Source organism: Mesorhizobium sp. M0306 (assembly GCF_040321655.1).
Taxonomy (GTDB): Bacteria; Pseudomonadota; Alphaproteobacteria; order Rhizobiales; family Rhizobiaceae; genus Mesorhizobium.
Map to the genome: position 1 here is coordinate 1 of NZ_JAMYRY010000002.1, position 12,738 is coordinate 12,738.

The window sequence follows — 12,738 nt, forward strand, 5'->3', positions numbered from 1 at the left end:
AGAGCCCGGAATTCATGGCCGCGCAGGTCGAGGATTTTGCGCGGGAAGGGCTGGTCAATGTCGTCGGCGGCTGCTGCGGCTCGACGCCCGACCACATCCGCGCCATCGCAGCGGCGGTGAAGAAATATCCGCCGCGAGCTGTTCCCGACATCGAACCGAAGATGCGCCTGTCGGGGCTCGAGCCGTTCACGCTGACCGACGAGATTCCATTCGTCAATGTCGGCGAGCGCACCAATGTCACCGGGTCGGCAAAATTCAGGAAGCTGATCACGGCGGCCGACTATGTCGCCGCGCTCGATATCGCCCGCGACCAGGTCGCCAATGGCGCCCAGATCATCGACATCAACATGGACGAGGGCCTGATCGATTCGAAGAGGGCGATGATCGAGTATCTCAACCTGATCGCGGCCGAACCTGATATCGCCCGTGTTCCCGTGATGATCGACAGTTCCAAATGGGAGATCATCGAAGCTGGCCTGAAATGCGTGCAGGGCAAGCCGCTGGTCAACTCGATCTCGATGAAGGAGGGCGAAGAAGCCTTCCTGCATCATGCCCGACTGGTCCGTGCCTATGGCGCGGCGGTGGTCGTCATGGCCTTCGACGAGGACGGCCAGGCCGACACCAAGGCGCGCAAGGTCGCAATCTGCACCCGCGCCTACAAGCTGTTGACCGAGCAGGCCGGATTCCCGCCGGAGGACATCGTTTTCGATCCGAACGTCTTTGCCATCGCCACCGGCATCGAGGAGCACAACAATTACGGCGTCGACTTCATCGAAGCAGCGCGCGAGATCACCACGACGCTTCCCTATGTTCATATTTCGGGCGGCGTGTCGAACCTCTCCTTCTCGTTCCGCGGCAACGAGCCGGTGCGCGAGGCCATGCATGCGGTGTTCCTCTACCACGCCATCCAGGCGGGCATGGACATGGGCATCGTCAATGCCGGACAGCTTGCCGTCTACGACACCATCGATCCGGACCTGCGCGACGCCTGCGAGGATGTCGTCAACAACCGTGAGCCGAAAGGTGGTAGCACGGCGACCGAGCGCATGCTGGAACTTGCCGAGCGCTTCAAAGGCACGGCTGGCAAGGAGGCGCAGGAGCGCGATCTCGCCTGGCGCGACTGGCCGGTCGAACAGCGCATTTCGCATGCGCTGGTCAACGGCATCACCGAATTCATCGACGCGGACACGGACGAGGCGCGGGGTGCGGCCGAGCGTCCACTGCATGTCATCGAAGGTCCGCTGATGGCGGGCATGAATGTCGTCGGCGACCTGTTCGGCTCCGGCAAGATGTTCCTGCCGCAAGTGGTGAAGTCCGCCCGCGTCATGAAGCAGGCCGTTGCCGGCCTGCTCCCCTACATGGAGGCGGAGAAGCTGGCGAACGCCGCCAACGGCATCGACAATGGCGAGCGCCAGACCGCAGGAAAGATCCTGATGGCGACGGTGAAGGGGGATGTCCACGACATCGGCAAGAACATCGTCGGCGTGGTTCTGGCGTGCAACAATTATGAGATCATCGACCTCGGCGTCATGGTGCCGGCGACGAAGATCCTGCAGACGGCGCGCGAGCAGCAGGTCGACATCATCGGCCTGTCCGGCCTGATCACGCCGTCGCTAGACGAGATGGCGCATATGGCGGCCGAGATGGAACGCGAAGGCTTCGACATTCCGCTGCTGATTGGCGGCGCGACCACCAGCCGCGTGCACACGGCGGTCAAGATCCATCCACGCTACACCAGCGGCCAGACGGTCTACGTCGCCGATGCCAGCCGCGCGGTCGGCGTTGTTTCGGCGCTGCTGTCGAACGAGGCCAAGGCCGGCTACGTCGACAACGTCCGCGCCGAATACAAGAAGGTTGCCGATGCGCATGCGCGCAGCGAAGCCGACAAGCAGCGCCTGCCGCTGGCGCGGGCGCGGGCCAACGCGCACAAGGTCGACTGGTCGGCCTATGTGCCGCCGAAGCCGTCCTTCCTTGGCGTCAAAGTCTTCGAAGGCTGGGATCTGGCCGAGCTCGCTCGCTATATCGACTGGACGCCGTTCTTCCAGACCTGGGAGTTGAAGGGTCGTTATCCCAAGATCCTCGAGGACGAGGCGCAAGGGCCGGCGGCACGCCAGCTTTTCGAGGACGCCCAGGCGATGCTGAAGAAGGTCATTGCCGAAAAATGGTTCGCGCCCAAGGGCGTGATTGGCTTCTGGCCGGCGAATACCGTCGGCGACGACATCAGGCTGTTCACGGACGATAAGCGCTCGCAGGAACTGGCGACCTTCTTCACCTTGCGCCAGCAACTGGCCAAGCGAGACGGCAGGGCCAATGTCGCGCTGTCGGATTTCGTCGCGCCCGCCGACAGCGGTAAAGCCGACTATCTCGGCGGCTTCATCGTCACCGCCGGCATCGAGGAAGTGGCGATCGCCGAGCGCTTCGAGCGGGCGAACGACGATTATTCCTCGATCATGGTCAAGGCGCTGGCCGACCGTTTCGCCGAAGCCTTCGCCGAGCGCATGCATGAGAAGGTGCGCAAGGAGTTCTGGGGTTACGCGCCCGACGAGAACCTGGCACCGGACGACCTGATCGGCGAACCTTATCGCGGCATCCGCCCGGCGCCCGGCTATCCAGCGCAGCCCGACCACACCGAGAAGGCGACGCTGTTTCGCCTGCTCGACGGCGAGCGCAATGCGGGCGTCAGCCTGACCGAAAGCTATGCGATGTGGCCGGGCTCTTCCGTGTCGGGCATTTATCTCGCCCATCCCGAAAGCTATTATTTCGGCGTCGCCAAGATCGAACGCGACCAGGTCGAGGATTATGCTAGCCGTAAGGCGATGCCAATCGCCGATGTCGAGCGCTGGCTGGGCCCCGTTCTCAACTATGTGCCGGCACACTATGCCGAGGCGGCTGAATAGTGGGAACGGCGGCATCGTAAATTCGTGCCTTCTAAATCTCCGCTGCCTTTTCGACCGGATGGCTTTCGACAGTTTCTTGTGCTCCTTCCTTGCCAAGCGTTTGAGGTAGGCAAAAGACTCTTGAAGCGGGCGGGTTTCGGCCTTCGTAAGAAGGGCTACTTAGCTGGTGCCGGGTCCGCATCGTGCGATACGGACTGAGATACAAACTGTGATACAAATCGCTACGGAATTCTACCAAAAACCCCTTTAAAATCAACGCGGGAGGCGGTGCAGCGTTGCATCTCGACCGCACCAATCAAATTCGAAAGCGGAACCTCTAACCCATTGAGTTCGAGCATGGCAGGGAGCGTCCTTGTCAGGGCACGAGGCTTTTGCCTGATTGCGGTCGCGAGTTTGGCCCATGCGAAGAGGCCATCGGCGGGCATGGCCATCTACCGACAAGCGCACATAATTATTCGCGCACCAGGCGTCCGGTCGCCCACCAGATCACAGATACAACAACGATCGATGCGTAGCCGTCCACGGCATAGTGCCAGCCAGTGTACACCGATCCGTACAGGATCAGGGCTGCAAAGGTCCAACCCAGAACGCCAAGCCAGAGATTGATTGAGGAAAGCAAATAGGCGTTCAATGCGGCAAAGGCGACATGCATGCTTGGCATGGCTGAGATGCCGCCCCCAAGACTTGGCCGGCCGCTCTGGTAAGCCATCAGGAGATATGCCGAGGGTTCCCGCACCATGTAACTATGGTCCAGTCTGTCCAAAGCGGCATTCAATCCGTGGAAGCGATCCACGCCAACAAAGTGGTGGTAGTAAACCGGCCCGACCGATGCCAGCGCCAGGGCCAAGACCGTTCCGAGGACGCACAACGTCAGCGCTGCTGCGCAGAGATAGCGGATGCGGGCAATCTCGTCCGACCAGAGCGACACGAAAAGGATGGTGCCGAACCACTGGTAAAACCAAATGACTTCATAGCTGTTGAAGACGACGAGCGACCAATTGTTGCTGTCGAGCTTATGGACGATCTCCCATGGCGGCATCCCGTGCAGCCATTCATCAGCGTCGGCCAACCAGTTGTCGGCATAGTATGGGACGACGGACGGGATGGCGATCTTGTAGGTAGAGAACGCGGTCAAGCTGGCGAAGAAGAACAGCAGTACCAGCAGACAGCCGCGCCAGCGCCCTTGAACCAAATCCAGGGCGTAGCGAACTGGTTGCCGCCGGCCATGGAGTATCGCGGCACAACAGACGCCACCGATAAACAACACCGGAATACCAATAAGAAACTTGTGAGAATAGATTAAGGCTGATGTATAGAATAGTTCTGGATATAGTGCAGATGCGCCTAAAACGTATATCGCCATGAACAGGGAGAGGCGCAATTGCCATATGGCGGAGGGCCTGTAGCGAGAGGCTTCCGTGGTTAGGGCCAAACCAATTTACCCGTTCTTAACGTTTCGCCGGAGAGACACATACACCGATAAGGTAAAAACGTTGCCGCCAGGTTTACTTTTCCCCGGTGATCGACATTTGCCTGCCGGCCCGCACGCGGTGGATTGTTTCCCTGAGCAATCTTGCATCCGCATTGCTGTCCATGCCCGGTGTGAAGGAACGCGCCGGAGCCTCGGGGCCGAACCGGCCGGGTGTTTAAACACCGGTCCACCGCTCCCTCAGTTGACATATCATAAGTTGTAACTTATCATAAGTCATGGTTTATGATTATGCAGGAATGGTGGCCTTGGCCGATCCGACGCGCCGCAAGGTGTTCGAGCTCATCGCCGATCGGCCACGCTCGGTCATCGATCTGACGCGAGTGCTTCCGGTCTCGCAGCCGGCGGTATCGCAGCACCTCAAGGTTTTGAAGGCGGCCCGGCTGGTCCGCGCAGAGCCGAAAGGTGCCAGCAACATCTATCATCTCGACCCGCATGGGCTCGGCGAGATGCGCACCTGGCTCGACCGCATGTGGGGCGATGCGCTCGACGCCTTCAAACGGGAAGTCGACAACAGCAAGGAGAAGAGGAAATGACGACCATGATCAAGCCCGCGCCGCTCAGGAAGTCGGTGACGGTGGAGGTGCCGCTCGACAAGGCATTCGATGTGTTCACGACAGGGTTCGGACGGTGGTGGCCTGCTTCGCACTCGATCGGCAAATCCGCCCTGACGACCGCGGTGATCGAACCCAAAGCCAGCGGCCGCTGGTACGAGATCGGCGAGGACGGGTCACAATGCGATTGGGGCGAGGTTCTCGCCTGGGATCCGCCGTCCAGGCTGACGCTCGCTTGGCGCATTGGAGCCGATTGGCGCTACGATCCGGCATTGCTGACCGAAGTCGAGATCCGCTTTGTCGCACTCGGCGAGAACGCGACGCGTGTGGAACTCGAGCACAGGCTTCTGGAGAACATGGGCGAGACCGCAGAGGCAGCGCGCCAGGCCTTCGAATCCGAGGGTGGCTGGAGCGGGCTCCTGGACCGCTATGCGGCTGAGGCCCAGCGCCACGCCGCCTGATCGGGAAGCCTTCCAGTCCATACCAGCGAGGCCGTCGCACTGTCGGCCTCGCCTCATTCCCGGTGCAGCATGTGCCGCTCTGCCCGGCCACTGGGACTAATGTTGTTGGGCGAACGATGCCCCGACCGGAACGGCGGGCACACCACACCTAGCGTTGTCGCGGACTACCCGGCGGTTGGTCAGCGGCGGTACCAGAGCTGGATTACCGGTGCTTCTCGACGAAAGCCTTGCAGGCGGGTGACAACTGCTCGATCATGCTCTGAAGGTCGCATTTGCCGATCGGTGTCATTGGGCAAAGCCGTTTGTAGTCAGGCTTGCATTCCTTGCCCTGAAAAGATTTGAAGGCCTTTGCCTCGGCGGTAATCGGGCTCAAAAGTATTCCCGAACAAACCAACGCAAGGCTGGTAAACAGATACTTCCCCATAAACACCCTCCATTTATTAGCAGTAATTATAGAGATCCTAAATTAGAATTATCTAATTATCAACCTGAGCAACCGGCAGCTCGCAACGTCGTCTGATATCCGTCCGTTGCGCACAGAGAGGCCGATTCTCAAGCCAAATCGTGCCGCCGCTCCATCTTTGTGTTTGACCAAGATCTTTTCGGAAAACCGGTTTCCACTTTTCAGGATCATGGTCTAGACCTGAGGCACCTTATCCGGAAATCCGATGGCGGGAGGCGCTGGTGGAAGGCCAGGACGAACACATGACCAGCGCCAGGGCGGCTGACGAGCGCCGCGCCGACATCTATGACGAGGACGGCGTCATCCTGTCGTCGTTCCTCGCCCAGATCGGTGCCGCGATCGCCGATCGCGATACGCTGACGCTGAAGCGTGAAGTCGACGATCTGCACCAGTCGGAACTCGGCCACCTGCTCGAGGCCCTGCACCCGGAACAGCGCCGCGCCCTGGTCGAATTGCTGGGCAAGGATTTCGATTTTTCCGCCCTGACCGAGGTCGACGAGGCGATCCGCCGCGACATCGTCGACAATCTACCCAATGCGCAGATCGCCGAGGCGGTGCAGGAGCTCGATTCCGACGACGCCGTCTACATTCTCGAGGATCTCGACCAGGAGGACCAGGACGAGATCCTGTCGCAACTGCCGTTCACCGAGCGGATCAGGCTGCGGCGCTCGCTCGATTATCCCGAAGAGACCGCCGGCCGCCGCATGCAGACGGAGTTTGTCGCGGTGCCGCCCTTCTGGACGATCGGCCAAACCATCGACTACATGCGCGAGGACAACAATCTTCCCGACCGTTTCAGCCAGATCTTCGTCATCGATCCGAGCTTCAAGCTGCTCGGCGCCATCGACCTCGACCAGATCCTGCGCACCAAGCGCTCGGTCAAGGTGGAAGAGGTCATGCATGAGACCAGGCATGCCATCCCGGCCACCATGGACCAGGAGGAGGCGGCGCGCGAATTCGAACAATACGATCTTCTGTCCGCTGCCGTCGTCGACGAGAACGAGCGGCTGGTCGGCGTGCTGACCATCGACGACGTCGTCGACGTCATCCAGCAGGAGGCCGAGGAAGATCTGCTGCGCATGGGCGGCGTCGGCGACGAAGAACTCTCGGACAGCATCCTTTCGACCTCGCGCTCGCGCGTCCCCTGGCTACTGGTCAACCTGTTGACGGCTTTCCTAGCGGCCTCGGTGATCGGCCTGTTCGACCGTACCATCGAGCATATCGTGGCGCTGGCGGTGCTGATGCCGATCGTCGCCGGCATGGGCGGCAATGCCGGCTCGCAGACCATGACCGTCACGGTGCGGGCGCTGGCGACGAGGGACCTCGACATCTACAATGCCGGCCGCATCATCCGCCGCGAAATCGGGGTGGGCTTCATCAACGGCATCATCTTCGCCATCCTGATCGGCATCGTTGCGGCTGCCTGGTTCCACGATCGCAATCTGGGCGGCATCATCGCGGCGGCGATGATCATCAACATGTTCGTGGCGGCTCTGGCGGGCATCCTTATCCCGCTGCTGCTCGACCGCTTCAAGATCGACCCGGCTGTGGCTTCGGCGGTTTTCGTCACTACGGTCACCGATGTCGTCGGTTTCTTTGCCTTTCTCGGGCTTGCCACATGGTGGTTCGGCGTGCGCTGAACGGCACCTCAATTGACTTTTACGTAAATGCCGTGCGAGGCTTTGGAAGGTGCCTTGTCCGCCGATTCTGGTACGTGCCTGGACGCCGGCGGCGCCGGCCAGTTGGAACTCGCGGCGTGGCCGGGGCATTGGAGTGACGATGCGGGAATATTATTCAATCACGGAGCTGACCCGCGAATTCGACGTGTCGACGCGGACGTTGCGCTTCTACGAGGACGAAGGGCTGGTGCAGCCGGTAAGGCGCGGCCGCACCCGGCTGTTCCGTCCGTCGGACCGGCATCTCATCCGCCAGATCATGCGCGGCAAGAGGCTCGGCTTCTCGATCAATGAGATCCGCGAAATCATCCAGATGTACAGGGAGCCGCCCGGCGAGGTCGGCCAACTCAAATTGATGATCAAGCGCATCGAGGAAAAGCGCGAGGATTTGCGCCAGAAACGCCGCGATCTCGAGGAGACCCTGGCCGAGCTCGACCAGGCAGAGGAATCCTGCGTCGAGCGGCTGGTGGAACTCGGCGTCACCACATAAGCGTGGTGTCAGCGCCGGCTCAAATCCAGCGCCGCACCCTTTTGGCGTAGTCTCGGTACTTCTTGCCGAATTTGGCCGTCAGCACCTTCTCCTCGCTCTCGATCGTCAGCTTCTGCGTCAGGAACGCCGCGATGACCGCCAGCGGCAGGAACCAGGCGATCCCAGAGACAAAGGCGAGGCTGACCAGCAGCAATGTGTTAGCGAGGTAGATCGGGTTGCGGCTGACGGCGAAGGGGCCGGTGGTCACCAGATGGTCCGGCACGCCGTTCGGGTTGAGCGTCGTTTTGGCGCGGATCATGGTGCGGATTGCCGTGAACCAGAGCGCGGCGACCGCCACCAACCCCACAAGGCCGGCAGCGAACAGGATGTCGCCGAGAAGATCGCCGATCCATGGCAGCGGATAGAACAGTCCTAGCGCGACGCTGACGATGATGGCGGCGATATAGATCAGCGGCGGCCATGGGATGTGCCCCAGCTTCGGCTGCCCAGGATTTTGCTGCACGGGTTTCGGGTGACTGTCGCTCATTGTTGTCCTCCCTCGATTAGCGCGTTCCCGGTTCCGCCGCCTCGGTTTGGGCGGTACAGGTGCCGGCGAGCTCGCCAATATGCGCCTTCCACTCCGGGGACTGGTCGTTGCTGTAGAGCCGGTCAAGCGAGGCTTCGCCCTGGAGAGTGTCCAGCATGCAGGCACAATAGCTGGAGCAGAACTCGGTGTCGCGTGCCTGCTCGCAGGATATCTGGCAGGATTTCAGGAAGTTCACCTCCCTGGTTTCGACCTGTGCCGGCATGAATTGCGAAAACAGCCAGACCGAGCCGATCAGCACCGGCTGATGGATCAGATAGAAGGCAAGGCTGTGCCGGCCGATGAAGACCAGCGGGTTTGCCCAGCGGCCGGCCGACAGCCGCGTCAGCGCGCCGGAGGTGGAGGCGAGCTTGGTAACCGCGATGCCGGCAAGCACGGCACCGAACCACGGCAGCAGCGGAACGTAGTCATTGGAGCGCGGATTGGTCGCCGACAGGCCGACCCACCACAAAGCCGGCTGATCGAAAGTTTCGGATCGCAGGTAGAAGGGCGCAGCGACAACGAATACGGCGACAAGCAGCGTCAGCAGCGCCGGCAGGCGCAGGAACGCCAGGCCGAGCAGGCTGGCGAGCGCGATTTCGTGCAATATGCCGAAGAAGATGAAGCCGTCGGGCGTGGCGATGCGCGTGACCAGCGATATTGCGAGTGCTGCCCCGGCAACCATGGCGAAGCGCTTCCAGAAGCCGGTCCAGCGGATTTTTTTGCCATGGGCGAGATAGAGACTGATGCCGACCAGGAACAGGAAGCTCGAAGCGATGCAGCGCGCGTAGATTTTCCACCAGCCGAAGGCGGTGAGGCCGGGATCGGTGTAGCCGAAGAATTCGAGGTCCCAGGTGAAATGATAGCTCGCCATAGCAAGCAAAGCGATGCCGCGTGCGATGTCGATGGCGGCGATGCGCTTCGACTTCGGTTGATCCTGAACGGCTGCGGTCGGCGTGGCGATGCTCATTGGTCTCGCTGTCTTGGTTCAGCCCCGGCAAGACGACTATCACGGTTGCCACCGTCAAAAGAAGCAGGGCCTTGCGTCGCGTTGGTGCCGGTCGGCATCAGAGCTGCTTTAGGCCAGAGCCGGAAAGCCTTTGGCCGGCTTCGCTTTTTGCCGTGAAGGCGTCGGTTTCCTGTTACCCGGCAAGGAATCGCCGCGGCAGATTTGTGCTCCAAACCCTGCTTCGGGCGATTCGGCTTCGGGGAAAGCAATGGCTACCCATGTGCGCCATCCGATCTGGCTCGCGGCCTTGCGGCCGGCGGATGCCCGCACCTTCGCCTCGCTTTATGCGGTCGAATCCTTCGCGCGCGCCACCGTATCCAGCGTCATCCCGATCCAGGCCTACGAGATCCTGCACAACGAGCAGATCGTTTCGATCCTCTACACGATCGTGGCGATGCTCGGCCTGTCGGCGACGCTGTTCATGCCGATGCTGATCGCCCGCTTTGCCCGGCGCTGGGTCTATACCGCCGGCGCCTGCCTGCTGGCCGCCGGCTCGCTGTTCTTCGTCACCCATACCCTGGCCGGCCAGGTGGTCGGCATGCTCTGCCGCGTCGTCGGCGCCGGCGCGCTGGCGATCACGCTCAACCTCTACATCATGGATCATATCCGCAAGACCGATTTCATGCAGGCCGAGTCGCTGCGCATGGCGTGGTCGATGCTTGCCTGGACCGCCGGGCCGACGCTCGGCATTTTCCTCTACACGCGTTTCGGCATCTATGCCGCGCATGGCGCGGTGGCCGTCTTCGCCATGGCCTTGCTGGCGCTGTTCTGGACTTACCGGCTTGGCGACAACCCGTCGATCCGCCCCGGCAAGACGCGGCCGGTCAATCCGCTGGCCAATATCGGCCGCTTCGTCGCGCAGCCAAGGCTGAGACTCGCCTGGCTGATCGCCTTCGGCCGCTCCTGCTTCTGGACGACGTTCTTCGTCTATGGGCCGTTGTTCATGGTGATCACCGGCGAGGGCAAGCTGGCCGGCGGCCTCTTGGTTTCGGCCGGCAATGCGCTTTTGTTCATGGCCATCTTCTGGGGCAGGGCGGGACGGCGTTTCGGCGGCCGGCGCACCATGACGTTCGCCTATTTCGCCATGTCGGCGACGCTGCTGGCGGCCGGCGCCGTCGGCGAGGCCGCACCGCTCGTCACCGGCGCGTTGCTGCTTTGCGGTGCCCTCTTCACCATCGCGCTCGATGCGCTGGGCTCGACCGCCTTCATGCGCTCGGTGCGCTCGTATGAGCGGGCGCAGATGGCGGCGGTCTACCGTACCTATCTCGACTTTTCCGAGCTGACGCCGCCGCTGGTCTATTCGGTGGTGCTGGCGTTCTTCGGCCTGGGCGCGGTTTTCGCGACGCTCGGCCTGCTGGCGGCAGTCTGCGGCTTCGTCACCTGGCGCTATCTGCCCAAATCGCTTTGATGTTCAAGCGCCGCGTGGCGCTCGCGCACCCAGTTGTGGAAGCGGTGCAAATCATATTCCTCCGGCATCAGCACGCCAGCCTTATGGCGCATCGAGCGCAGGCCCTTCTGGTTGACCTCGCAGATATCAGCATCTTCCTCCAGCATCTGGGTACCGAAGGCGACGATGTTGTCGATATCGGCCGCCGGATCGGCGAGCGCTTCGGGCGAAAAAAGCCATTCGGCGGTGAGTTCGGTCTGCTCCGGCCCAAGCGGCACCAGCCGCACGGTCCTGACATAGTCGACATGACCGACGACGAACATCGACGGCAAGCTGGTGGCATAGGTCTGCCCGGCGGCACGCTCGCTCGGCGTCAGGCCGGAAAAGACCGACCCGTGGACGCGTCCGTCGCGCGACCAGGTTTCGGCCCCGGCCCGCAAGCCGCCGGCAAATTCCGGCGCGTCATTGTCGGCGTGGCGCGCCCATTCGGGGTCGTCGTGCCGGCCCATCAGGCCGCGGCCATAGATCGGCACCAGCCGCGACAGGTCCTTGTGGACGCCGGGGCAGTGCAGGCACTCGTTGAAGTTTTCCCAAAAGATCTTCCAATTGCAGTTTATCACCTTGCGCAGCACATGGCCGCTCAGCAGCGTTTCCAGCGGCCAGTTGGCGAGGTCGCCGGATGCCGGATCGAAGGATGTTTCAGCTGAGCCGGCAACATCCTCGGCGAGGTTGGCGAAGACAAAACCGCGCCACACCGAAAGCGCGACGCGGTAGAGCGGATGATCGGCCTTGTCGAAACCGTCCGGCAGCGATTTCGATGGCACGCGCACCAGATCACCGCGCAGCGAATAGGACCAGGCGTGGTAAGGGCAGGTGATGAGCCGCGCCTTCAGCCGGCCTTCGCTCTGCTGGCAAAGCTGCGAGCCACGATGCCGGCAGGTGTTGTGGAAGGCGCGCAATTCGCCGGTCTCGTCGCGCAGCACGACGACCTCCTGCGTGCCTATGCGGAACGTTCTGAAAGCCAGCGGCTGGGCAAGGTCGGCCTCGCGGCAGACCAGCAGCCAGTTGCGATACCAGATGGCCTCGAGATCGCGCTGGTAGGCTGCGATGTCCCAATAGGCCGATGACGGCAGCGTCGGCTCGGCCCGCGTCAGACCGTTGTAGGACCGCGCTCATTCGGGCTGGGTTGCATGCCGGCTTCTTCCCCATCCGCCAGCCGACACCCGGCGGTAAAAATTGTCAATCGCGGCGCCGGCCGGGCAGCTTGGCGAGGCGGCGCATTCGCCACACGATCCGGCGGAATTTGGTTTGCCGGGCGCGGCGATTCTGCCTATAGTCGCTGATGTCGTCGGTTCCGTTTGGAACCAAGAGGGAATGCGGTGCGGGCGAAATTGTTTGCCCAATGCCGTGGCTGCCCCCGCAACTGTGTGCGGTAGTCCTCTCCATATGCCACTGAAGGTTCGCCTTCGGGAAGGTGGGGAAGGACGCTGATCCGCGAGCCAGGAGACCTGCCGGCGACAGGAAACTGACTTCTATGCCCTCGGGTGGAGGGCGAAAGGACAAGACATGAATACCGCATCCGTCTCGCTCGGCGCTTCCGTCTCCTCGCAGTCGCGTTTCATGCAGCTGGCGCTTGCTGCATTCCTCGGCATTTTCGTCATGGGCTTTGTCGGCTTCTCGCATATCGATGCGGTCCACAATGCCGCGCACGACTATCGCCACTCGATGGGCTTTCCCTGCCACTGACAAG

Annotated in this window: 11 protein-coding genes and 1 riboswitch; of the genes, 7 read left to right on the forward strand and 4 right to left on the reverse strand. The window is 61.9% G+C overall.

The features are described from left to right. The coding region (gene metH, locus NKI95_RS04870) for a methionine synthase (protein WP_352714602.1) at positions 1-2,897 on the forward strand (2,897 nt) is incomplete at its 5' end. 451 nt (positions 2,898-3,348) lie between these two features. On the opposite strand, the gene NKI95_RS04875 is transcribed toward metH, so the two are convergent. Next, the gene (locus tag NKI95_RS04875; RefSeq protein WP_352714604.1) at positions 3,349-4,260 is read right to left on the reverse strand and encodes a phosphatase PAP2 family protein; all 912 of its coding nucleotides are present in this window, start codon (positions 4,258-4,260) and stop codon (positions 3,349-3,351) included. A gap of 344 nt (positions 4,261-4,604) precedes the next feature. Here NKI95_RS04875 and NKI95_RS04880 point away from each other — a divergent pair, with 344 nt between their 5' ends. The 4 genes from NKI95_RS04880 (at position 4,605) to NKI95_RS04895 (ending at position 8,030) form a co-directional block, all read left to right on the forward strand. Continuing rightward, on the forward strand, positions 4,605-4,922 hold the full coding sequence (locus NKI95_RS04880; RefSeq protein WP_352714605.1) for an ArsR/SmtB family transcription factor: 318 nt from the start codon (positions 4,605-4,607) through the stop codon (positions 4,920-4,922). Beyond that, positions 4,919-5,401, forward strand: a complete 483-nt coding sequence (locus tag NKI95_RS04885; protein ID WP_352714607.1) for an SRPBCC family protein — start codon at positions 4,919-4,921, stop codon at positions 5,399-5,401. The genes NKI95_RS04880 and NKI95_RS04885 overlap by 4 nt, the downstream gene beginning before the upstream one ends. A 705-nt stretch (positions 5,402-6,106) precedes the next feature. Then, entirely contained in the window at positions 6,107-7,504 is a 1,398-nt protein-coding gene (gene mgtE / locus NKI95_RS04890) for a magnesium transporter (RefSeq protein WP_352714608.1), read from the forward strand. 139 nt (positions 7,505-7,643) lie between these two features. Then, the gene (locus tag NKI95_RS04895; RefSeq protein WP_023676566.1) at positions 7,644-8,030 is read left to right on the forward strand and encodes a MerR family transcriptional regulator; all 387 of its coding nucleotides are present in this window, start codon (positions 7,644-7,646) and stop codon (positions 8,028-8,030) included. A 19-nt stretch (positions 8,031-8,049) separates the two neighbouring features. On the opposite strand, the gene NKI95_RS04900 is transcribed toward NKI95_RS04895, so the two are convergent. Further along, positions 8,050-8,556, reverse strand: coding sequence for a methyltransferase family protein (locus tag NKI95_RS04900; protein ID WP_352714610.1), 507 nt, complete (start codon positions 8,554-8,556; stop codon positions 8,050-8,052). A 16-nt stretch (positions 8,557-8,572) separates the two neighbouring features. Beyond that, entirely contained in the window at positions 8,573-9,562 is a 990-nt protein-coding gene (locus tag NKI95_RS04905) for a heparan-alpha-glucosaminide N-acetyltransferase (RefSeq protein WP_352714612.1), read from the reverse strand. A 247-nt stretch (positions 9,563-9,809) separates the two neighbouring features. Here NKI95_RS04905 and NKI95_RS04910 point away from each other — a divergent pair, with 247 nt between their 5' ends. Further along, a complete protein-coding gene (locus NKI95_RS04910; protein WP_352714613.1) occupies positions 9,810-11,009 on the forward strand; it encodes an MFS transporter in 1,200 nt (399 codons plus the stop codon). Here the strand turns inward: NKI95_RS04910 and NKI95_RS04915 are convergent. After that, a complete protein-coding gene (locus NKI95_RS04915) occupies positions 10,988-12,142 on the reverse strand; it encodes an aromatic ring-hydroxylating oxygenase subunit alpha (RefSeq protein WP_352715205.1) in 1,155 nt (384 codons plus the stop codon). The genes NKI95_RS04910 and NKI95_RS04915 overlap by 22 nt on opposite strands. Before the next feature lie 178 nt (positions 12,143-12,320). Continuing rightward, a riboswitch (cobalamin riboswitch) is annotated at positions 12,321-12,518 on the forward strand. A 36-nt stretch (positions 12,519-12,554) separates the two neighbouring features. On the opposite strand from NKI95_RS04915, the gene NKI95_RS04920 reads away from it, so the two are divergent. Further along, a complete protein-coding gene (locus NKI95_RS04920; protein WP_023720718.1) occupies positions 12,555-12,734 on the forward strand; it encodes a CbtB domain-containing protein in 180 nt (59 codons plus the stop codon). Positions 12,735-12,738: the final 4 nt, after the last annotated feature.

Bases quoted from the DNA above. Each gene is read 5' to 3' on its own strand.
- NKI95_RS04875 (WP_352714604.1), bottom strand. From the start codon at position 4,260: ATGGCGATATACGTTTTAGGCGCATCTGCACTATATCCAGAACTATTC.
- NKI95_RS04880 (WP_352714605.1), top strand. From the start codon at position 4,605: ATGGTTTATGATTATGCAGGAATGGTGGCCTTGGCCGATCCGACGCGC.
- NKI95_RS04885 (WP_352714607.1), top strand. From the start codon at position 4,919: ATGACGACCATGATCAAGCCCGCGCCGCTCAGGAAGTCGGTGACGGTG.
- mgtE (WP_352714608.1), top strand. From the start codon at position 6,107: ATGACCAGCGCCAGGGCGGCTGACGAGCGCCGCGCCGACATCTATGAC.
- NKI95_RS04895 (WP_023676566.1), top strand. From the start codon at position 7,644: ATGCGGGAATATTATTCAATCACGGAGCTGACCCGCGAATTCGACGTG.
- NKI95_RS04900 (WP_352714610.1), bottom strand. From the start codon at position 8,556: ATGAGCGACAGTCACCCGAAACCCGTGCAGCAAAATCCTGGGCAGCCG.
- NKI95_RS04905 (WP_352714612.1), bottom strand. From the start codon at position 9,562: ATGAGCATCGCCACGCCGACCGCAGCCGTTCAGGATCAACCGAAGTCG.
- NKI95_RS04910 (WP_352714613.1), top strand. From the start codon at position 9,810: ATGGCTACCCATGTGCGCCATCCGATCTGGCTCGCGGCCTTGCGGCCG.
- NKI95_RS04920 (WP_023720718.1), top strand. From the start codon at position 12,555: ATGAATACCGCATCCGTCTCGCTCGGCGCTTCCGTCTCCTCGCAGTCG.